This is a genomic window from Pseudomaricurvus sp. HS19 (genome assembly GCF_009857815.1).
In the GTDB taxonomy this organism is placed as follows: Bacteria; Pseudomonadota; Gammaproteobacteria; order Pseudomonadales; family Cellvibrionaceae; genus Pseudomaricurvus.
Genome location: NZ_WVVW01000011.1, coordinates 214968 through 236610, shown reverse-complemented (window position 1 = coordinate 236610; position 21643 = coordinate 214968). Strand labels below are relative to the sequence as shown.

Here is a 21643-nt window from a genome sequence, read left to right as displayed (position 1 = left end):
ACAGGTTTATTCTCCGGTAACGGCGGCGGCAAACAGGTAGCCACCACCCCAGACAGTTTTGATCAGCGCGGGATTCTGGGCATCAGCCTCAATCTTGCGCCGCAGCCGGCTGACCTGGTTGTCGACACTGCGATCGAAGGGTTCGGCATCCCGCCCCTTGGTCAAATTCAGAAGCTCATCGCGACTCAAAACCCGCTGCGGATTCTGCAGGAAGACATCCAGCAGTTTGAACTCGGCCGTACTCAATGGCACCAGCAAGCCGTCATCACGTACCAGTTGTCGCTGCAGGTTATCCAGGCACCAGCGATCAAAGCAGCGTTTGGCAAGCGCCGAAGGCTGCACCTCTTCCACCCTGCTTTCGGCTCGCCTCAATACTGCCTTGATCCGCGCCAGCAACACCCTGGGCACAAAAGGCTTGGTGACGTAATCATCCGCCCCCATCTCCAGGCCCACAACCGTATCGGCGTCCTCGCTCATGGCGGTGAGCATGATGACCGGCGGCCCCTGCCGCTCCCGCACATGGCGACAGAGGGAGAGACCGTCCTCACCGGGCATCATCAGGTCCAGCACAATGAGGTCAAATTCCCGCTCCGCCAACAGCTTGCGCATGGCTTCACCACCATCGGCGGTGGTCACTTCATAGCCGTGCTGGGTGAGGTAACTGGCCAGCAATTCGCGAATCTCCAGGTGATCGTCGACAACCAGGATGTGATTGGGGGTCATAGGTAAAGCTCCTTCCACTGGCCTCATTATACAAAGCCACCGTCGGCCGAGTTGTATCAAACTGTCACAGGAGGTGCAGAGACACTTTGATACATTTTTACAGGCATCTGGCAAAGGTTTGGTCAGTCTCTCTGCTTTAATGGACTCACCAAGGGGGCAGCCCCTTCGTCAAACCGGCCCTCCTGACCCAACATAATCCGGGAGCGCCAGACAGACATCGACAGGAGATGCACATGATGAAACGTAAACTGCTGCTTTCAACCCTGCTGGCCGCCACCGTTGCCAGTGCCGGCGCCCTGGCTTTCGACGGTGACACCAAAGGCCGTGGCGATTGTGACGGCAAAGGCCCCAAACACGAGATGCGCGAGCACGGTGGTTTCAAGGGCGGCAAGCACATGGATCGACGAGCCATGATGGAGCGCAAGTTCAACGCCGATCAAATCAATACACTCGTCTCCGCCCGCTTACTGATGCAGGGCAACGAGAATATCAAGGTGGGGAAAGTCACTCCCACAGACAGTGGCTTTAACGTTACTGTCGTCACTCAGGACAATTCGCTGGTCGAAGAGCTGCAGTTGGCACCCAACGGTATGCCACTGGAGAAGTTCGAGCGCATGCAGCAACGCATGCAGGAGCGGGCTGAAGCCAAAGCGAGCTGAATACCGGACATGATGGCAGTCCTGCCCGGGGCTGCTTCCCATTGCCAACCTCTGCGAACGTCGTCAAATGTTCGCCTTTATGGCCACCGCCTTTCAGGTGGCCTTTTTTGTGGCCAACCACCAGACATAGTGCCAATGCAAAAGATCGCCCCGGGACAAGGCAAACAAAAAAGGCCCACCGAAGTGAGCCTTTTCCGAATTTTACCATCAGGACAGGTCACCCCGCCCCGCTGTAAAAATTACATCATGCCAGGCATACCGCCCATGCCACCCATGTCAGGCATACCGCCGCCGGCACCCTTCTCGTCAGGTGCATCGGCAACCATGGCTTCGGTGGTGATCATCAGACCAGCAACGGAACCAGCAGCCTGCAGTGCAGTACGGGTAACTTTGGCTGGATCCAGGATACCCATTTCCAGCATGTCGCCGTAAACACCGGTACCGGCGTTGTAACCGAAGTTACCGTCAGAGTTGCGAACACGCTCAGCAACCACAGAGGCTTCGTCACCGGCGTTGGCTACGATCTGGCGCAGAGGCGCTTCCATGGCGCGACGGGCGATGGCGATACCAGCGTTCTGGTCTTCGTTGTCACCGGTCAGGTCAGCGATGGCCGCAACGGCACGCAGCAGGGCAGTACCGCCGCCAGGAACAACGCCCTCTTCTACCGCAGCACGGGTAGCGTGCAGGGCGTCTTCAACGCGGGCTTTCTTCTCTTTCATTTCCACTTCGGTGATGGCGCCAACCTTGATTACGGCAACACCGCCAGCCAGCTTGGCTACGCGCTCCTGCAGCTTCTCGCGGTCGTAGTCAGAAGTGGACTCTTCGATCTGGGCACGGATCTGGGCAACGCGAGCCTGGATGTCAGCGGCATCACCGGCACCATCCACGATCACAGTGGTCTCTTTGTTCATGGTAACGCGCTTGGCAGTACCCAGATGCTCCAGGGTGGCGCCTTCCAGGTCCAGACCGATCTCTTCGGAGATAACGGTACCACCGGTCAGGATAGCGATATCCTGCAGCATGGCCTTGCGACGGTCGCCAAAACCAGGCGCTTTACAGGCAGCAACCTTGACGATGCCGCGCATGTTGTTCACAACCAGGGTAGCCAGGGCTTCGCCTTCGATGTCTTCAGCGATGATTACCAGAGGCTTGCCGGATTTGGCTACGGCTTCCAGAACAGGCAGCAGCTCGCGAATGTTGGAGATCTTCTTGTCTACCAGCAGGATGAACGGAGACTCCTGCTCAACGCTCATGCTCTCCTGGTTGTTGACGAAGTAAGGGGAGAGGTAACCACGGTCGAACTGCATACCTTCAACCACGTCCAGCTCGTTTTCCAGACCGCTGCCTTCTTCAACAGTGATCACGCCTTCTTTGCCCACTTTTTCCATGGCTTCGGCGATGATGTCACCGATGTTGGAGTCGGAGTTGGCAGAGATGGTACCTACCTGGGCAATGGACTTGGTATCAGTACAAGGCTGGGCGATGGACTGGATGTGCTTAACCGCAGCGATAACGGCTTTGTCGATACCGCGCTTCAGGTCCATGGGGTTCATGCCAGCGGCAACAGACTTCAGGCCTTCGTTCACAATGGCCTGGGCCAGCACGGTAGCAGTGGTGGTACCGTCACCGGCGTCGTCAGAGGCCTTGGAAGCCACTTCTTTCACCATCTGCGCGCCCATGTTCTCGAACTTGTCTTTCAGTTCGATCTCTTTGGCCACGGAAACACCGTCTTTGGTTACGGTTGGGGCACCGAAGGACTTGTCCAGAACCACGTTACGGCCCTTGGGACCCAGGGTGGTTTTTACCGCATCAGCCAGGATGTTTACACCGGCCAGCATGCCCTGACGAGCTTCGTCGCCAAACTTAACAATCTTAGCAGCCATTCTTTAGCTCCTTGGAAATTCGTTTTGAATCAATACGTTATTAGGTGTCTGAGACAGAGGGTCAGCCCTTAGCCTTCGATAACGGCCTTGATGTCGCTCTCGGCCAGGATCACCAGCTCTTCGCCGTCCACCTCAATGGTGTCGCTGCCGGCGTACTTGCCGAAAACCACGATGTCACCAATTTTTACGTCTACAGGACGGCTCTCGCCGTTATCCAGCACGCGACCGCTACCAACAGCGACTACTTCACCCTGATTTGGCTTCTCTTTAGCGGAGCCGGGCAGAACGATACCGCCAGCGGTAGTTTTTTCTTCTTCCTTGCGGCGAACCACAACACGATCGTGTAAAGGACGAATTTTCATGCGTTTCTTCTCCAAAACGTCAATTTCTGGACTGATTTCAAGCACTTAGCTTGGCTGTTTAGATAAAAGCACCGCTCGGGCAAGGCCGGCGGAGGCGTGATCCCAACCGGGGGTCGGGGCCACAAAAACCAAGTGGGTACCTAGATGGGGCTCAAAAAAGGGATTTCAACACCCGCCAATGAAAATTTTTCAATTTGCCGGCAATCCCCTGGCATAAGGCCGCAAAGACGGCCGCTGCGGGCTCAGCGCAGGCGCTTGTCAGCGGGATCCGACGGGTCCCGGTGCTGGTAGAACTCACCCTCGATAATGTCTTCGGAGCCGTCAGGACGCCGCTGGTAGTGGTAAAACGTGCCCGCCCGCGAGGCGGTTTGCATGATCACCGGGCGTAACAGGCGGCCGATCAACAGCTGGCGCAAGCCGGGAATCAGGCAGGCAAAGCCCAGGGCGTCGGTGAAAAAGCCGGGGGTCAGTAGCAGCGCGCCACCCACGGCGAGGAAGATCCCCTCTACCATCTCCTGTATCGGGATCTCCCCCTGATTCATGCGCTTATTGGCACGCACCAGCGCCCGGGCTCCCTGTCGCCGCAACAGCGCCAGGCCAATCATGGCAGTGAGCAGCACCAGACCGATGGTAGGCAGGGCGCCAATGCGCGAGCCGACGGCAATCAGCAGCCACATCTCCAGAATGGGCAGGATGACGAAAATAATAAGCAGGGGCATGTTCTCTCCGGCAGATTGGGGGGTGTGCAATGGACCGCGAACAGGCGGCGGTGTTCCCGGACCTTCCGGGGACAGCCAACTGGGGAGCCAGCCAGAGGTGGCGGTTAGGCCCTGGTTGCGGGCAGCATCACTGTCAGGAGAGATGGGGACAATCGGCGGGAAATCAACCCCGGGCGCCGACGCCCGGGGTTGATGCAGGTGTTACCACTGATAGTTAACACCGATGGTGAACTTTCTGTCTTCCCGGCCGGCACCAATCGCAGGCTGGTTATCGTAGTCGTACTCGTACTTCCATTCCGTGAACAGGCCCGGACCAAGTGGCATGGTAACCCCCAGGTCGGCACTGACCTCCCAGTCATCCTGGTCTTCCAGCGACTGCAGGAATTCGTTCACGTTGAACAGCTCGATCTTGTAGGGCAGCTTGTGACGGAAGTCCGAGGCCAGACGCCAGCCCATGTGCTCATCCTTGGCATTCCAGAGGGGATCGAGCCGGTCAGCTTCGGTACCGTCCAGGTACTCCTTGATGTAATCAACACCGCTTTCCAGTGCGAACGCCGAGCGGGCGTTTTCCCACAGCTGCACACCCAAACCGGTACCCAGTGTGTAACGGTCGCTGATGTTGTCCGGCTCGCTGGCCTCCCAGCGGGCCTGGTTGTACCAGTACCAGAATTCGTCAAAGAAGTAGTCGAAGCGATAGCGCACGTCGTACTCTTCATCCAGCGGCGCTTCGTCAGAAGACTCACCGCTGTAGGACATATCCAGACGATGACGAATATCCTGCTTGCGGAAGCTGATCCCGGCAGCAGCGTCTATATCGTCTTCGACGGTATTACCGCGCTCGAAGGAGGCGGCGACCGACAGCTTGCCCTTGTAGACGTAGCCGGAATCTGCGGCGTAATCGGTGAAAGCCACCATGTCGTGCAGCGCCAGCAGGTCACCCGCCTCTACTGGACCATCGCCACATTTGTAGTTCAGGCGATTGTCGCTCATGCCCAGCAGGTCACAGGGCTCCTTGTTGCCCAGCACCTTGAACTGGGTGCCGGTGGTCATGTTGACCACTTTCTCTTTGGGTACGGTCACCTCACCAAAACTGGGGGATTTCCAGGTAATGGTGCCGTTATCCATACTGACCAGCTCACCCTCAATCCGGTCCCCATTGGCAAGTACCAGTTCACCACTGTAGGCAGCCTGCGCTACCGCAACGGATAGAGCCGCAGCCGCTACCACTCGAATCATAACTGTTCCCCGTTTTTTGTCAGGCGTATCACATTGCGCGATAGTGTAAACAATGAAGCTGGCAATGCCTACGCTACAAAGGTGTAAATGGTTTAGCCGGTCAGTTCACAGAGGCATTCGCCGGCGGCGGCAAACGCTATTCACTGCGCGACCAATCCGCTATGGTAAGCCCTGCCTTTCAGACCGACGTAACCATGACAGCCAGCGAATCCCGTAGCTCCCTGCAACAAGCGATATTCAACCGCCGCACCCTGATCTGTATCTTCACCGGCTTCAGTTCCGGCCTGCCGCTCTACATCCTGGCGCAATTGGTGCCGGCGTGGATGCGCACCGAGGGCATCGGCCTGAAAGAGATCGGGCTGTTTACCCTGATTAACCTGCCCTACACCTGGAAGTTTCTGTGGGCACCGCTGATGGATCGTTTCAGCCTGCCATTTCTGGGGTTGCGCCGCGGCTGGATGCTGCTGACCCAGATTATGCTGCTGCTGAGCATCGCCGCCCTGCCCTGGCTGGATCTCAACAACAATTTATTGATCATTACCTGGCTGGCAGCGGCAGTGGCCTTCTTCAGCGCCAGCCAGGATGTTGTTTTAGACGCCTACCGCCGTGAGATTCTGCCGGACACAGAACTCGGCTTCGGCAACTCCATACACATCAACGCCTACCGTATTGCCGGTCTGATTCCCGGATCGCTGTCCCTGATCCTGGCCGACCACTTTGACTGGCAGACCGTTTTTGCGGTTACCGCTGCATTTATGCTGCTGGGTATCGCCCTCACCCTTTGCATCGATGAGCCCGAACACCGCTATACACCGCACACCTTGCGCAGCGCCGTCACCGAGCCCTTCCAGGAGTTTTTCAACCGCAATGGCGTACGCCAGGCAACCCTGATACTGGCGTTTATCTTTCTCTACAAGCTGGGCGATAACATGGCTACCGCCCTCTCCACGCCCTTCTATATTGATCTCGGTTTCAGCCTCAGCGAGATCGGCATCATCGCCAAGAACGCCGCACTCTGGCCCATGGTATTCGGCAGCATTGCCGGCGGTATCATCATGATCCGGCTGGGCATCAATCGCTCCCTGTGGGTCTTTGGTGTGGTGCAGATGCTGTCGATCCTGGGCTTTGCCCTGCTGGCGCACGTGGGGGCCAACCTGTGGCTGCTGGGCCTGGTGATCGGCTTTGAATACCTGGGGGTTGGACTGGGCACCGCAGCCATGGTGGCCTTTATCGCCCGCACCACCGACCATCGTTACACCGCCACCCAATTCGCCCTGTTTACAGCAGTGGCAGCCCTGCCCCGCTCGCTGGCCAACGCCGCCACCGGCTATATTGTCGAAGCCACCGGATGGGAGACCTTCTTCTACCTGTGTACACTGCTGGCGGTGCCGGGCATGCTGCTGCTGGTAGTGATGGCCCCCTGGCAGGAGGCACCCCAGGCAGAGGAGGCCCGGGCATGACAGCAATTATGGAAGTGCGACAGCTGGTCAAGCATTTCAAGCGGGTGCAGGCCGTCAACGGCCTCAGCTTTGCCATTCCCCGTGGCATCTGCTTTGGCCTGCTGGGCCCCAACGGCGCCGGCAAGACCACCACCATCGAAATGATGGAGGGAATCACCCGCCCCAGCAGCGGCCAGATTCTCTACAAGGGCAAGCAGAACAACCCAGCCTTCAAACAGGAAGCGGGCATCCAGTTCCAGTCCACCGCCCTGATGGATTTCCTCTCGGTACGGGAGGTTCTGCAACTGTTTGCCAGCTTTTACCAGCACAGCCAGCCCCTCCCTCACCTGATCGAACAGTGCCAACTGGGTGATTTTATCGACCAGCCCGCCACCAAACTTTCCGGTGGCCAGAAGCAGCGACTGCTACTGGCACTGGCGCTGGTGAACGACCCGGACATACTGTTTCTGGACGAGCCCACCACCGGCCTCGACCCCCAGTCGCGGCGCAACTTCTGGCGCCTGATCGAGGAGATCAAGCAACAGGGCAAAACCGTGGTGCTCACCACCCACTACATGGATGAGGCAGAGCAGCTGTGCGACCAGCTGGTGATCGTCGACAAGGGGCAGATTATTGCCGAAGGCTCCCCCCGGGACCTGCTGCGCAGCCATTTCCAGGATGTCTTTGTCTGCCTCGATTCCGAGGACCTGCCGCCCGACTGGCAGCAGATGGAGAGTGTCACACGTCAGGGACGCCAGTCGGTGATCGCCAGCCGCTCAATCGAGGGCACGCTGCAGGCGCTGATGCAGTCCGGCGCCAAGCTGCACTCGCTACAGGTGCGTAATGCCACCCTGGACGACCTGTTCCTGAAACTCACCGGACACAGTTTGCGGGAGTGACACCCCGGCTTGCGCCGGGCCGGAACCACCCGCCACGACAACCAGCGAGAGCGATAACGTGAAGCAGCTCCTCAACTTATTTCTGGCCCGCACCAAGGAGTACTACCGTGACCGCGGTTCGCTCTCCTGGTCATTTATCATGCCGCCGCTCATTATTGCGGCCGTGGCACTGGCCTTTTCCCGCGAAGACCCCACCCTGTTCAAGGTGGGCTACTACCCTGCAGAAACCCCGCCAGCCGTGCTGGCCGACAAGGGGTATCTGCAACTGCTGCCCTACAGCGACGAATTGAAAGCCCGCCAGAGAATCGAGCACCACCAACTGGATCTGCTCCTCTACACCGATGGCAGCAACCACTACCTGTACAACCCCACCTCCGTGCGGGCACAGCCGCTACGGGACCTGATCGCCAGCGACACCAGCGGAGCCAACTGGAGCGCAGAGACCCTGGCCGGTCGCAAGGTTCGCTATGTGGACTGGGTCATACCGGGGATCCTGGCCATGAACCTGATGTTCAGCGGCCTCTTTGGCGTCGGCTATGTGATTGTGCGCTACCGTAAAAATGGTGTCCTCAAGCGATTACAGGCCGCCCCGGTCTCCCCCCTGACCTTCCTCTCCGCACAGCTGCTGTCCCGGCTGCTGATCATGCTGATGGTCAGCGTTATGGTGTATCTGGTGTCAGACTGGTTCCTCAATTTCCTGATGCTGGGCAGTTACTGGCTACTGTTACTGATTGCGGTATTGGGTAACATCTGCATCCTCTCCCTGGGCCTGATTATCGCCAGCCGCCTGGCCAATGAGGAACTGGCCAACGGCCTGCTGAACTTTCTCACCTTTCCCATGCTGCTGCTCTCGGAGGTCTGGTTCTCCCTGGATGGAGCCCCTCACTGGATGTCGGTGGTGGCCGAAGTCCTGCCCCTGACCCACATAGTGCAGGCGGCCCGCTCCGTCATGCTGGACGGCGCCGGTATCAACGAGGTGGGCTATCACCTGCTGGTCCTGGCGGCCATGACAGCGGTTTTCCTGCTTTTGGCAGCAAAATTATTTCGCTGGCGGGCGGATTAATAATGTTCAACAGGGTTGTTGTGTACCTTCCACACAAAAAACACTCCTTTACACATCTAATCATCACTGAACTGTGTATTTTTTTCACAAACTGTCTATAATGGCGCCCCGATATCGACACCATCCCTAAAAGCCCTTTATGCAGTAGGGCTTAGCAAAAGTTATTGAGGCACCATTACTATGAAACGTGTACTGACCGCAGCCCTGCTGACCTTCTCCGCCGCCGCCCTGGCTGGCCCTACTTCCATGAAAGACGCAGGCACCGAGCAGGGCGCCGACGGCCGCACCTTCTCCAAGCTGGAAATCAGCTGCTCCAACACCAGCGAGCCACGCACTGTTGTGCAGTTCGAAGGCAGCAAAGAGTGGTGTCTGACCGACAACTCTTACTGCAGCAAGAAGAAGATCAAGGCTGCCAAGAAAGCCTGTAAGCAGAAGTAAGACTCTGCCGCTGTCCTGCTGACAGCGTTGCGAGCACTTCTCGCAAATACAAAAAAGCCCGGCCACAGTGCCGGGCTTTTTTGTGCCTGGAGTCCGCTGAGGAGACGCACTATATTTCGGAGGGCGAACCTTGCAGCATCTGCAAACGGCGCATTATCGAGTCTGGATTCCCGCCTTCGCGGGAATGACCGGGGTCTCGGGCGGCTTCAGCGCCTCCAGCAAGTGGATTCCCGCCCCGAAGCGCGTCATCCCCGCGCAGGCGGGGATCCAACCATCCGGACTTGTCCTGACAAGACTGAGAGCAAAATTAAAAACCAGAATTAACCTACTACCGGATGTGCTCTCAGTACGGAATCGACCAATCAGAAAAAGAGGGTAAAACGCACCTTGGTTCACCTGCCATCAAGGGGTGGGATCATCCCGGACTGGCGCTGAAAAGGATTGGAAAGAAGGGCTTACCGGCAGAGCCATGCGCAGTTCAAGTGCTGTGTTAGTGGCGCATCCTTGCTGTCGAGAAGAACTGTATGTTTGTACAGCTCTGCCGGCAAGAAGTTCATAGTATTCGCAGCTCCGGACCGGGTCAAGGGCTTTGGCTAGCTTAGATTAATTTATTCTCGATAGCTGGACCCCTTATGACACTGGCCCCGCAGGTACGTAAACACTAACGTACCGGTTGGCGCAGGCCAGCTGTGGACAACATATTTCCTGCCGCCCGCCTGAACAACCGCCTACCACCCCATCAGGCTCAGGACAGCCAGCGCACAAATCCAAAGCAGTAAACTGCGGCGCAGCAGGGGAATCAGGGCTTCCAGCTCCTGCTCGTTGATGTGCTCCCGGGTCAGCTCACTGCTGTTAATATTCAGGGCTCCCAGTACCGCAAACGACATGGCCTCGGCGGAGGATTTTTCCACATCCCACAGCCACTGGCGCCAGTTGCCCAGGGCTCCCGAGAAATTGCCACTCAGGGCAAAGGTCAACCCGAGCAAACGCACCACCGGCCACTCCAGCAGCCAGCACAGGCGGTGGCTCAGCTGCTGCCACTCGTTGCCGGGGTCCTCCACTGCACCGCAGGTCTCCCCCTCCTCCTCGCCGCTGGCCGCAGGCTCTGCACCAGACAAGGCCGCCACCCGGTAGAGCACCGCGCCGGCTGGCCCCAACACCAGGAACCAGAAGATGACCACAAACCAGCGTTCCAGCCCCATATAGGCCGTGCGCAACAGAACCTCGTGGTTGAGCGCAGCCCAGTCCTCCACCCGCCCGACATTGGCTCCGAGGCGGCAGGCATAGATAGCGCCGGATTCGTTATCCTGGCGACGACTGGCATCGCAATACTGCAGCAGGCTGGCCTTGAGTTCGCCCCGCCCCAGGCTCCACAGTATTACCGGTACCGAAGCCAACAGCACCAGCCAGGCAGAAACCCGGCTGAGCAGGAACATCACCAGCCAGAGCAACACCACCGGCAGCAGAACCTGCACCACCCAACCCGGTACGCCAGCCCCAAGCCGCACCCTGGCGGTGGCAAACCATTCGTTCAGCCAGCCATCGCGCTGCACACTGGCAGCAGAACCCAGGTACTGCACCACCGCAAAGACAATAACCACCGTGAGAAATGTCATCAGGACTCCTGAACGAGGGGATCGGGTATGCCGGTCATTCCGGCACCGGCAAACAGCCGCTGCCAGTCAAAGGCTGGCCCCGGATCGGTCTTGCGACCCGGGGCGATGTGGGAGTGGCCGGTAATGCGTGCTGGGGTGATGGCCGGATGCCGGGCCATCAGCGCCCGGGTCAAACGGGCCAGCTGTGCATACTGCTGATCGGTATAGGCCTCGGTATCGGTGCCTTCCACTTCAATGCCCACCGCAAAGTCGTTGCAGACCCCGCGCCCCAGAAAGCGGGACTTGCCTGCGTGCCACGCCCGGCCGCGGGTCGGCACAAACTGGGTGATGCTGCCATCGCGCTCCAGCAGAAAATGGGCAGATACCCGCAGATCCGCAATCTCAGCGAAGAACGGGTGGGCTGCAGTGTCCAGGCGGTTGCAGAAAAAATCCTGCACACAGCCGGTGCCAAATTGGCCTGGCGGCAGGCTGATGTTGTGAATCACCAGCAGGGAAACATCTTCGGGGTCGGGGCGGTCGTCGTAATTGGGCGATGGCTGCCGGCTGCCATTCACCAACCAGCCATCGCCGTCGATTGTGAGCGCGGCCACCGTGTCAGCGACAGGATCTGGGACTGATGGCATGAAGTTATCCGGATCTTTGAAGTTATCGGCCAAGGTTACACAAGGGCCGCCATCGGCGCCAGCTGGCGACGGGCCGACCAATCGGACTCAGCTGCGCCCGCGGCCCCGCCGTACATCACCAATCACCGAAGAGAGGGCGCGATCAAACAGCATGCCATCATCCAGGACGACAAACTCGCCGCTCTGCAGCGCCCGGGCAAACTCCCGCCGCGATTTCTCCGACACCTTGACCCCGGAGCGGTCGACGAAGATGTACTTATCCACGCTGCTGATCACCGCCGCAAGACGGCAGCGACACGGGTCTGCGCCCTCTGCCCGCACCTCGAACCAGGATCCCTTGGCAACCCGATCCACCCGCGCCAGATGCCCGGCACTGACGGAATCGCCCTCGTCACGACTCTCCTTCCCGGCAACCGGAGCCGAGTCGGCTAGTACCGGGGAGCCAGCAACCGCTGTCCCGCTCCCCTCGTCCCCGGAAAGCCGCTGCAGGTGGGTCTGCTGCAGCTGATCCAGCAACCGGCTGCGGGGTCCGGCGTCCATGGCAATCAGGTCCAGTCCCTGCCGCAGCCGGGTCAACAGATCCGGCAGGGTTTGCAGCAATTTTGCGCGCCCCTCACCATCCATCGGTGCCGTAACCGACCACACCAACAGTTCAACCGTTTGCCGGCATGCGTACCAATCATCACTGGTGGCCCCCTGTTTCAACAGGGTAACCAACATCACCTTGTGCCAGGCCTCCTGCAGCAACTCCGCCACACACGTTGGCAGTTGCCCACTGGCCAGGTAGGGGTGCAACTCGGCGTCTACCAGGCGGCGGGCCCGCTCACCCGCTGCCTTGCCATCCTCGGCGTCAATGGTGCGACGCTCCAGCAGGGACGCCCTGCGCGACTCCTGCTCACGGCTGCCGTGAAACTGATCCAGCGCCTGCTGTATCACGGCCACCTCTTCGGTAAAGTTCAGCAGCAGGTAGACCACGCAATTCTGCACCTGGGTAAACAGACCATGGGGACCGCTATCCTCCCCTTCCTGCCACCCCAGAGCCGCGTTCGCCAGTTCGTTCAGCAGGCGCCGCGCACAATGGCCCGCCTCGCTGAACACCGCATCATCCAGCACGGCGACTTTTAACAGCGGGATATGAAGGCCCCGCAGCAGAGCCTGCATGGGAGGCGGCAGGCTCTGGTCCCGGACAATAAACTCAAACATCTTCTGCATCAGCTCAATGGCCTGCCAGTCACTGGCTGCCACCTCAACCGCTTGCCCCGACAGTTGCTGAATTTGCCTCTGCAGATGCTCCAGGGTCTGCGACTCCAGCGGACTGCCGGCGACCAGGCGCTGCGCGTCACTGCGCTGCAGCTCGGTCAACACCTGCAGCAGCTGCTCCCGGGTAACCGCCCCAGCTATTGCCGACTCAACGGTATGCGGATCTTTTGCCAGCGCAGATGCATCCATTTCAATAGCGGCCGCAGCCAGTTCGGAGGAACGCAACACCTCCTGTAGGCGCTGGTAAATCCTCTCCAGCTGCTGCACCACCGCCTTATCAAAGAGTTTTCCCAGAATCTGGCGCCCGCGCCCATCCATCTGCAGTGATTCGGCCACCATCCGGAAACTGTCACACAGCACCCGCGGCCCGAGTGGAAAGTTGCGTACCGACACGGGAACCGGCAGCCATTGATTGGTTACCGCGATCAAGGCTTGCAGGGTCGCAGAACTCTGCTTCTGCACCGCGCTAACGGAGGTTTCCAGGGCGAGGGCCAGCTCGATACTCTCGAAAGTGGGCACATCCACCTGCGTGGCAGACACTGCGGCCAGCTCCTGCGGGGCGACCGCCAGACCGCAAACCCTGGCGAAGGCCTGATCCAGGGTGCGCATATAACGATCCACCAGCGTAGTTCGCTGCAGGCGTATTTCGCGCAGGTATTCAAAATAGGCGTTCTGCTCCTCACTGCTGCCGGCCTCGGCGGCCAGCCGGAACAGCACATCATCACTGCCCAGAAAGAGGTTATTGAAGGCGCGCGTCAGCAACCGAACCGCGTTGTCACGCAGTCTCAAGACCGGTGCAGGCAGATGCTGCATCGCTTCAAAGGCAGGAACTTCAGTAAGAATTTGCGGAGACGGATCAGACAAGGGGGCACTCCACCGGTCAACGGTATACCGCCATGGCGGTGGCCGCAGGTTACATGCAGGTGACGGCAAATGTATACATGACTTAAGCTGTGGGAGTATAGATCAGCCGGCGGTGTCACAGAGTGATACAGTCGCAATTCGCGAAACGGGTCACAGAGCACGCCAGACCCGCCACTGGATAAAGTGAACGCCCACCAACTGCACTGCCCTTACTACAACGGCTGGCGACAGGTACACCACGAAGCATGAGCGACTACAACCCGGACACCTCGAAACGCCTTGGCAGGCATATGCTCTGGATCTTCTGGCTGCTGGCCCTGGGCGTTATGACCTGGATCTTCGGCAACTGGGAAGAATCCCGCATCAATCCCAACACCGACCTGTCAGCGGTAGCAGGCACCGAGTCCGGGTCGCCCACGGGCGTGATCGAAATCACCCTGGAAGCCAACCACCAGCATCATTTCGTGGCCAGCGGCAAGATCAATGGCAAGCCGGTCACCTTTATTCTCGATACCGGCGCCACCGAAGTCATTGTCCCCAAATCACTCTCCTCACTGCTGGGACTGACCCCGGGTTCAGCCAAGCAGGCCATGACCGCCAATGGCACCGTCACCGTCTACGCCACCCGGATCAACAGTCTGGAGCTGGGCCCCATACACCTTGAGGATGTACCCGCCAGCATCAACCAGGGCATGAAGGGCGGTCAGATACTGCTGGGAATGAGCGCCCTGCGGCAGCTGGAGCTGAGCCTGCAGGATGGGCAGATGGTGCTGCGGCAGTATCGGTAAAAGGCAGGTTACAGGACGCTGGCGCTAAAGGGTTCAGGACGCTTACGCTACAGGGTATAGGACGCTTCGCTACAGGTTATAGGAGGGCGATCTTGTGAGAATGGAAGGTCACGACCAAAGACCATAATCCTGTAGCCCCTGTCCCCTGAAAGCGAAGAGTCCTGTAGCGCCAGCGTCCTGTAGCGAAGCGTCCTCTCTAATAGCCACTCCCACGCCATATTCTGCTATCATCAGCGCCTGAATTTACCCCCAGCAACACCAGTAACAACCCGGCGGCAGAGAGTTATGATCAACACCATCCCAGGCCTGGAGCAGGACCGACAAAACAGCGTACGCGCGGCCCTGCAGGAAGACATCCGCGACGGCGACATTACCGCCATGCTGATTCCGGCGGACCGTCAGGGCAAAGCCACGATTATTACCCGGGATGACTGCGTGATTGCCGGACAGGAATGGGTGAATGAGGTGTTCCGCCAGCTGGATGCCAGTGTTGAAGTCCGCTGGGAAGTCGCCGATGGCGACCATGTTGCGGCCAACAGCCCACTCTTTCACCTCAGCGGCCCGGCCCGCTCACTGCTCACCGGTGAGCGCAGCGCCCTCAACTTCCTGCAACTGCTCTCCGCCACAGCCACAGTCGCCAGCCGCTACGCCAAACTGGTGGAAGGCACCGGGGTACGCCTGCTGGATACCCGCAAGACCATCCCCGGTCTGCGTACCGCCCAGAAATACGCGGTAACCTGCGGCAACTGTTTCAACCACCGTATTGGCCTGTACGACGCCTTCCTGATCAAGGAAAACCACATCGCTGCCTGCGGTGGTATCACCGAAGCCGTACAAACGGCCCAGCAGCAAGCCCCCGGCAAGCCAGTGGAAATCGAAGTGGAAAGCCTGGCCGAACTGCGCCTGGCCCTTGCCGCTAATGCCGATATTGTGATGCTCGACAACTTCAGCCTCGACGATATGCGTGAAGGTGTGAGACTGAACAAGGAAGAATTTGGTGGCCGCACTAAACTGGAAGCCTCCGGTGGCATTACCGACGCGACCTTGCGGCCGATTGCCGAGACCGGGGTGGATTATATTTCTATTGGTGCATTGACCAAGGACTGCAAGGCGGTGGATTTGTCGATGCGGTTTCAGATGTAATGAATTCACCAGCGACCATCCCCGCCTCCTGCGTATAGAAACATAAAATGATTCACATATTTCTCGGAACCAAAGCTCAACTGATTAAAATGGCTCCGATTATGAAAGAGCTGCAGGACCGGGGAGTTGACTACAACTTTGTTTTTAGCGGCCAACATCGCTCGACAATACAAGACATACGAAAAAACTTTGGGATAAAAGAGCCCGATTATATTCTGTATTCTGGAAATGACATTACCAGCATACCCAAGATGGCCCTCTGGTCTTTGCGACTGCTCCTTCAAATGCTGTTTTTTAGACGCAAAATCTGGAAGTCTGACAAAACCGGGATCGTATTAAACCACGGCGACACGTTATCCACATTACTGGGAAGTCTCGGTGCCCGGATGGCCGGACTGAAGTCTGCCCATGTAGAGTCCGGCTTGCGTTCGTTTAACTTTTTCAATCCATTCCCCGAAGAACTCACCCGCGTCTGCGTTTTCTCACTTTCAAACGTCTACTTCGCTCCCGGCCAGTGGGCCCTGGACAATCTAAACGCGCATCACGGAAAAAAAATAAACACATTCGAAAATACGTTAAGGGATTCTCTTGCGCTCGCGGACCACCACATTGAAAGCCGAAAAATTGACATCCCCAGCTCTACTTATGGTATAGCCTCGATACACCGCTTCGAAAACCTATCAAATGAAATGAATCTGAATTTCATTGTCGAAATGATTGAGCTTGCAGCTCTCAACTCTAAAATTCTTTTCATACTTCACAGCCCAACAGAGAAAACCCTGAAGAAGAAAGGCTTGCTTGATCGAATAGAGAAAAATCCCAATATTGAGCTGCGCCCAAGATATGACTATTTTGACTTCAATCGATTGCTGAGAGAGAGCTCGTTCGTCCTGACAGACGGAGGCAGCAATCAAGAAGAGTGCTACTACCTTGGGAAGCCCTGCCTGATCATGAGAAAAGCGACCGAGAGACAGGAGGGCATTGGAAAAAACGCCGTACTTTCCAACTACAGCAAAAACATTTGCCTGGAGTTTCTGGAAAACATTACTAAATATAAGATTCACCCCTCTACCAGCAGGGAATCAGCGACAAAAATAATAATCGAACAGCTGACAGAATATAACTGATAACATCCATACAGCCGTATGAAAATAGACAAAAAAAACCCAACTCACTGGCTTCAGTTAATTCGATTTAGCCTTACCACCCTGCTTGCGCTATTCAGGCGAAGCCTCCCAAACACGAAAACTGCCCCCCCCATCCCCCAAATTCTTCTTTACGGACATAAATTCAATGGCAACCTGAAAGCCTTGTACCTTGAGCTGATCAAGCATCCAGATGAATTTAGGGTTTTCTTCCTAAGTATGGACTCGGCTTATATCGACCAGCTCCAAAAACAGGGTATTAAAGCCATCGATGGATGCCATCCTCACAACAGCAAAATCCTGGCGACCGCCAGCGCCATAGTTAGCGATCACGGCCTTCATTGCCTGGAACTGTTGCTCCGTTTTTCGGACATTAAGTTTATTGATGTTTGGCACGGGATTCCATTTAAAGGGTTTGACAAAAAGGACTTTCGAATTCAACACAGATACGAGGAGATCTGGGTTAGCTCTAAACTTATAAAGAGCCTCTACGTAGACAAGTTCGGATTCCCGGAGCACAAGGTTGTAATTACGGGTTATGGACGAACGGACAAGCTGGTACACAACCACCAGAATATTGGCTCCCTGAAAAGAAGCCTGAAGATTACAGACACGGACAAACCGGTTATTTTATTCGCACCAACATGGAAGCAGGATTTAGAGGGAAGAAACATTTACCCCTTCAACATGGACGAGACCAATTTTCTGGAGCTGGCACAAAGTATTTGCGACAACTGCAATGCCTACTTTGTGATCCGGCACCACCTAAACACCACGAAAAAATCAGAAGACAAAAGTAGCATTATCTATTTACCTGCAGATCAATACACAGACACAGAAGATATACTATTGATTAGTGATCTATTAATTTGCGATTGGTCTTCTATAGCCTTTGACTATTTAGCGCTTAGTCGCCCTACATTATTCCTGGACGTCGCCCCCCCCTTTACAAAAGGGTTTAGCCTCACGCCCGAGTTTCGATATGGCCAGATTGTGACAAACAGAAGGGAACTTGCGCGAGACAGCGAGCTAACATTGAGCAGACCCGAAGAATACTGGTCCGCGCATATGCCCACTCATCGAAGAACAATTGAAGCAGTATATGACCATACATTAGACGGCAAATCCGCATCTCGATATTTGGATCGCATCAGGTCCGAGCTTCAACAGGTCTGAATTCTTTCAATCACCTCTGTGGTGGAAATCGAAGGCGTCCTGGACAAATATACAACCTCACAAAGGTCAGAGTAGTGATCAAACTTTCCTTTCCAATCGTCTCCCATAACCAATATATTTGCCTCGTATCTCTTAATGTAGTCCGCCTTTAACTCCAAAGACTCTTCAAGAAACACCCCATCGACACACTTTAAGCCTGCCAATATTTCGAGCCGCTCTTCCTCTGAGTAGATTGGAGCCCGCCCTTTCTTTGCCATATTCAATGCATCACTTGAAACCCCTACCCAAAGACAATCCCCCATACTTCTCGCCCTGGATAAAATCCTGAGGTGCCCCAAGTGAAAGACATCAAAAGTCCCAAAGGTTATAACTATCTTTTTACACTTACTGTTCAAACTTGAAGCCTCCATGGATCCTGAGCTCGAAGCCAGGAAAACAGCCTGTCAAACTCATACCGATGAGAAAGGGCATAATCTATTGCCTCAGCCACATCGCTCCAATGACGACAAATCGGTATATCTACTCCCGCGGCCTCGAACAACCCCTCCATCTTATGCGTATTGCCAGGGAAAATAACGAAGGGCACCTCTGCCTTACAGGCCGCGTACATTGCATGATGGCGACCTGTCACCAAGATCCTGGCAGTCTTCAGACTCGCGACCAATGAAGACCAACTGTAATCACGCATATCAAGGTAGCGAGCCCTCTTCAGATACGTCCCATTGAACCGCACAAAACTACCAAGATCCTGGGAAAATACGTCAGTTAAGACCACTTCGTTATTGAAGTTGTCGATGCTTGCATCAGCAGACAATTTTGCAAAGTATGAGAAATCAGGCAAGACGGTCGAGTTCACACCATGCTTGCTAAGCAGCTCAGACTGACTTTTACTTTCCCGAACCACAATACCATCTAAGCTTTTCAAAATATCGTCATATTCGTTTGAGTTATTCTGCCAAACAGAATTCACCAAATAAACGGCTTTATTCTTTGTCTTGGCATCCGTTATGGCTTTCATTTTATAGAGAAAGTCATCCTGATTGTCATGCATACTTCCTTCGCCATTAACAATCAAAACATCATAGCTATCATCTTTGACCACTACCCCACGAACATTCATTTCTCTTTTTATAAACGACACCACTGCAGCGGATCCGCAGTGATACCTGGAATGGTCCCCCACAAGCTTCAACCTTAGAGGTCGAAATTCGTCTCTTGTTATACACTGCGAATTACGCAGCTTCTCCAACTGCATTTTTTTGAAACTGTCGAAATCGAAAGAATCTTCAGTTGAAACCAGCTCTTGAAGGAGTCTCATTTCCCCCGGCCAGTTGTGGCGAAAGCTAGGCCTGGACTTTCGGAAATAATTGGCAGCTCCGGGCTGATCCGACACTTGATCAGTCAATGAAATCCCAAAAAGGTTAACCCCCTGAAAGCTCCCCCTCATACGAAATATAAAATATACCAACAACATTCCCGAACTGGGAGCCGCCCCCAACAGCTCCGCCAATTCGACAAAATAGCTCTTAGGCAAAATAGCAGGAGCAACCCCCTGAGCTACTGCCTGCTTAAGGACTCCAATATTTGACGGAAAATCCAGAAAGTCCGGCCCCGCCAATATCAATCCAGGCGGAAAAGCACTCGAAACCAACCGAGACAAATTGCTGACATTACACACCAGGTAATTTGTATTACGCCCATAATCTTGAGCGTAGTCATATGCGACCGAAAAATTGAACCTGAATATTAAATCGTGAGAATCGATCGCCTCTCCCTTCCCCTGTCCAATCTCACACGGCGAGTTACCAACAACCCCAATGGTCATAGCGGGATCACTTATTACTGAGGCCAGCTCCGACAGGTTTTTCTCCAGAAAAAAATGCAAACTTGTATCTTCATCAGCATACAAAGAGGAATTATTGTCCCCCATACCATCCATAAACCTGTGCTTAACTGCGAAAGATAGCCCCCCCTCTAACTCACGAAAACGTCTATCATCCAGCCAATCAGGCCGTCCTAATCCCATTCCAGGCCGCACATTTAATAGGGCCGAAAGCATTCGCTGGCTATATGGATTTTTCCGGGAAAATTGTAAAGCCCTTGATTCGAGCTCCTCAAAGACACCCTTCTGTAGTGCTCCGAGCATGTGAAGATAACGAATCGCATAATAGACCTGCTTCGGCGAAGATGTAGATCTCAATGCTTGCCTGATGTAACGCTGGTATTGTTCACCATACAAAGCAAATTTGAAGGCAAACTTTGTAATTTCAACTTTCGCAAACTTCGACCATGCCCCGCCATCACCATCAAGCTCGGAGTAGTAACCTAATGCCTCCTCCAGAAACCCAAATTCTGCTAACCACCGACACATGCTTGCTATCAGAACCCTCCCCTCCACCGCTGTACTGGCAGAAAGATAAGCTGAAAACCTGCACAGCCTAAACGTGGTTTTTACATCCCCCCGCTCAAGAGCAGCCCTTGCCACAGCAATGATTCCTGATCGCCGAAAAAGCAACCGCTCGATAGCAAACCAAGAGAGAAACGGGAGAAAGTACTTTTGCCTTTCTACACACTTAAAAAGAAACTTGTCCAACCTTTGAGAAAGCTTCATAACTACACGCTGAGCAAAAGACAGGCATCAAAAGCACATACCGAACGTTCAGATTGACTAAACACTACCATCCAACTTTTTTATCGTTGCTATTAGATGCGCTCCACCACGAATTTTCCCCAGTGTGGAAGCCATCAGCCAGGAATGCGCAGTCTTTTTCACGCCGCCAGAAGCGAGCCAGGGAGAATAAACAGCGTCATTGAGAGGGGCAGTAAAAACTTCATATTGAATTCCATCAATACCTGCGAGAAACGCGTTTAAACCCTCTTCCGTAATAGACCACAAGTGATTAATAGGATTAATTCCGTAGGGAATTTTTTTGCCAAGCATCAAGGCCCAAGCAGATAAACCGGAAAAGTTCGGATTTCCCTTCCTCAAGGCCTTCACTCGCTTCCTGGCATAGCTGTAATACCCCAGCCTTTCCAGTGAAATCCCGTTTGGGCACTGCAGGTGAAACACCCCTCTATCGGCCATGGCATCAATTGCCTGCAGTATCAATTCGTCTGGCCTTGTCAGATGTTCTATTACATGACGACAAAAAACAAAGTCGAACTTATTGTTGGGGAGACTGGAGATATCCTCAACTTTGGTGTTATACACTCGATCCAAAGAAAGCTCGTTACGCGCAAACTCACAAGCTTTAGCATCCAGATCAACATAGAACGCCCTTCCTAGTCCAAACGATTCAAACGCATGAGAGAAAAAACCTCCACCACCTCCGATGTCAAGCATCGCAGCATTAGCTGGCAGGCCCATATTTTTGAGCCAACCCTCTATTTTCGAATTAAATATAAATTTTTTTCTGGACGGCCTGGCATTAAACATAAATCCGTCGTAATACTTTTCGATCTCATCTTCTGACGGCGGGACCGATACCGTCGACGAGCAGCACCCAACACACTGAATGATGTCAAATGAATTCAGTGTGTAGATGTACTTCATATCACCATTACAAAAACGACAGTTCATAGACACCCCAATAATTAGTATTCAATT

General features: G+C 55.1%; 20 protein-coding genes. 9 read left to right on the top strand and 11 right to left on the bottom strand.

The window, feature by feature from the left end:
- Nucleotides 1–6: 6 nt before the first annotated feature.
- The gene (locus GSF27_RS15195; RefSeq protein ID WP_160970670.1) at nt 7–723 is read right to left on the bottom strand and encodes a response regulator; all 717 of its coding nucleotides are present in this window, start codon (nt 721–723) and stop codon (nt 7–9) included.
- Between the two features lie 233 nt (nt 724–956).
- Here GSF27_RS15195 and GSF27_RS15190 point away from each other — a divergent pair, with 233 nt between their 5' ends.
- Nucleotides 957–1382 (top strand): hypothetical protein, encoded by a 426-nt coding sequence (locus GSF27_RS15190; protein WP_160970668.1) that lies wholly within the window; start codon nt 957–959, stop codon nt 1380–1382.
- A gap of 239 nt (nt 1383–1621) precedes the next feature.
- Here GSF27_RS15190 and groL read toward each other — a convergent pair whose 3' ends face one another.
- The 4 genes from groL to GSF27_RS15170 all read right to left on the bottom strand — a co-directional run bounded on the left by groL (nt 1622) and on the right by GSF27_RS15170 (nt 5582).
- On the bottom strand, nt 1622–3265 hold the full coding sequence (gene groL, locus GSF27_RS15185) for a chaperonin GroEL (RefSeq protein WP_160970666.1): 1644 nt from the start codon (nt 3263–3265) through the stop codon (nt 1622–1624).
- 68 nt (nt 3266–3333) lie between these two features.
- On the bottom strand, nt 3334–3627 hold the full coding sequence (gene groES / locus GSF27_RS15180) for a co-chaperone GroES (RefSeq protein WP_160970664.1): 294 nt from the start codon (nt 3625–3627) through the stop codon (nt 3334–3336).
- Nucleotides 3628–3869: 242 nt separating this feature from the next.
- A complete protein-coding gene (locus GSF27_RS15175; protein WP_160970662.1) occupies nt 3870–4346 on the bottom strand; it encodes an FxsA family protein in 477 nt (158 codons plus the stop codon).
- Between the two features lie 201 nt (nt 4347–4547).
- On the bottom strand, nt 4548–5582 hold the full coding sequence (locus tag GSF27_RS15170) for a YdiY family protein (RefSeq protein WP_160970660.1): 1035 nt from the start codon (nt 5580–5582) through the stop codon (nt 4548–4550).
- A 194-nt stretch (nt 5583–5776) separates the two neighbouring features.
- Here GSF27_RS15170 and GSF27_RS15165 point away from each other — a divergent pair, with 194 nt between their 5' ends.
- The 4 genes from GSF27_RS15165 to GSF27_RS15150 all read left to right on the top strand — a co-directional run bounded on the left by GSF27_RS15165 (nt 5777) and on the right by GSF27_RS15150 (nt 9421).
- A complete protein-coding gene (locus GSF27_RS15165; protein ID WP_160970658.1) occupies nt 5777–7042 on the top strand; it encodes an AmpG family muropeptide MFS transporter in 1266 nt (421 codons plus the stop codon).
- Nucleotides 7039–7920 carry an ABC transporter ATP-binding protein gene (locus tag GSF27_RS15160; RefSeq protein ID WP_202410474.1) on the top strand — a complete coding sequence of 294 codons (882 nt, stop codon included), beginning with the start codon at nt 7039–7041 and terminating at the stop codon, nt 7918–7920. The genes GSF27_RS15165 and GSF27_RS15160 overlap by 4 nt, the downstream gene beginning before the upstream one ends.
- Before the next feature lie 58 nt (nt 7921–7978).
- Nucleotides 7979–8983 (top strand): ABC transporter permease, encoded by a 1005-nt coding sequence (locus GSF27_RS15155; protein ID WP_160970656.1) that lies wholly within the window; start codon nt 7979–7981, stop codon nt 8981–8983.
- Nucleotides 8984–9163: 180 nt separating this feature from the next.
- On the top strand, nt 9164–9421 hold the full coding sequence (locus GSF27_RS15150; protein ID WP_160970654.1) for a hypothetical protein: 258 nt from the start codon (nt 9164–9166) through the stop codon (nt 9419–9421).
- 728 nt (nt 9422–10149) lie between these two features.
- Here the strand turns inward: GSF27_RS15150 and ampE are convergent.
- The 3 genes from ampE to GSF27_RS15135 all read right to left on the bottom strand — a co-directional run bounded on the left by ampE (nt 10150) and on the right by GSF27_RS15135 (nt 13784).
- Complete coding sequence (ampE, locus tag GSF27_RS15145) at nt 10150–11037, bottom strand: regulatory signaling modulator protein AmpE (protein ID WP_160970652.1); 888 nt, start codon at nt 11035–11037, stop codon at nt 10150–10152.
- Complete coding sequence (ampD, locus tag GSF27_RS15140) at nt 11037–11660, bottom strand: 1,6-anhydro-N-acetylmuramyl-L-alanine amidase AmpD (protein ID WP_160970650.1); 624 nt, start codon at nt 11658–11660, stop codon at nt 11037–11039. Before ampD ends, ampE begins: the two co-directional genes overlap by 1 nt.
- A gap of 87 nt (nt 11661–11747) precedes the next feature.
- Entirely contained in the window at nt 11748–13784 is a 2037-nt protein-coding gene (locus tag GSF27_RS15135; protein ID WP_160970648.1) for a DUF1631 family protein, read from the bottom strand.
- A 245-nt stretch (nt 13785–14029) separates the two neighbouring features.
- Here GSF27_RS15135 and GSF27_RS15130 point away from each other — a divergent pair, with 245 nt between their 5' ends.
- The 4 genes from GSF27_RS15130 (at nt 14030) to GSF27_RS15115 (ending at nt 18036) form a co-directional block, all read left to right on the top strand.
- The gene (locus tag GSF27_RS15130; RefSeq protein ID WP_160970646.1) at nt 14030–14572 is read left to right on the top strand and encodes a TIGR02281 family clan AA aspartic protease; all 543 of its coding nucleotides are present in this window, start codon (nt 14030–14032) and stop codon (nt 14570–14572) included.
- 285 nt (nt 14573–14857) lie between these two features.
- Complete coding sequence (gene nadC / locus GSF27_RS15125) at nt 14858–15715, top strand: carboxylating nicotinate-nucleotide diphosphorylase (protein ID WP_160970644.1); 858 nt, start codon at nt 14858–14860, stop codon at nt 15713–15715.
- Nucleotides 15716–15816: 101 nt separating this feature from the next.
- Nucleotides 15817–16842 carry a UDP-N-acetylglucosamine 2-epimerase gene (locus tag GSF27_RS15120; protein WP_160970642.1) on the top strand — a complete coding sequence of 342 codons (1026 nt, stop codon included), beginning with the start codon at nt 15817–15819 and terminating at the stop codon, nt 16840–16842.
- Nucleotides 16843–16860: 18 nt separating this feature from the next.
- The gene (locus tag GSF27_RS15115) at nt 16861–18036 is read left to right on the top strand and encodes a CDP-glycerol glycerophosphotransferase family protein (protein WP_160970640.1); all 1176 of its coding nucleotides are present in this window, start codon (nt 16861–16863) and stop codon (nt 18034–18036) included.
- On the opposite strand, the gene GSF27_RS15110 is transcribed toward GSF27_RS15115, so the two are convergent.
- The 3 genes from GSF27_RS15110 to GSF27_RS15100 are packed head-to-tail and all read right to left on the bottom strand — an operon-like array spanning nt 18024 to nt 21589.
- The gene (locus GSF27_RS15110; RefSeq protein ID WP_237457583.1) at nt 18024–18431 is read right to left on the bottom strand and encodes an adenylyltransferase/cytidyltransferase family protein; all 408 of its coding nucleotides are present in this window, start codon (nt 18429–18431) and stop codon (nt 18024–18026) included. The two genes, GSF27_RS15115 and GSF27_RS15110, sit on opposite strands and share 13 nt — an antisense overlap.
- A complete protein-coding gene (locus GSF27_RS15105; protein ID WP_160970636.1) occupies nt 18428–20647 on the bottom strand; it encodes a glycosyltransferase family 29 protein in 2220 nt (739 codons plus the stop codon). Before GSF27_RS15105 ends, GSF27_RS15110 begins: the two co-directional genes overlap by 4 nt.
- 57 nt (nt 20648–20704) lie before the next feature.
- Nucleotides 20705–21589 (bottom strand): bifunctional 2-polyprenyl-6-hydroxyphenol methylase/3-demethylubiquinol 3-O-methyltransferase UbiG, encoded by an 885-nt coding sequence (locus tag GSF27_RS15100; RefSeq protein WP_160970634.1) that lies wholly within the window; start codon nt 21587–21589, stop codon nt 20705–20707.
- Nucleotides 21590–21643: the final 54 nt, after the last annotated feature.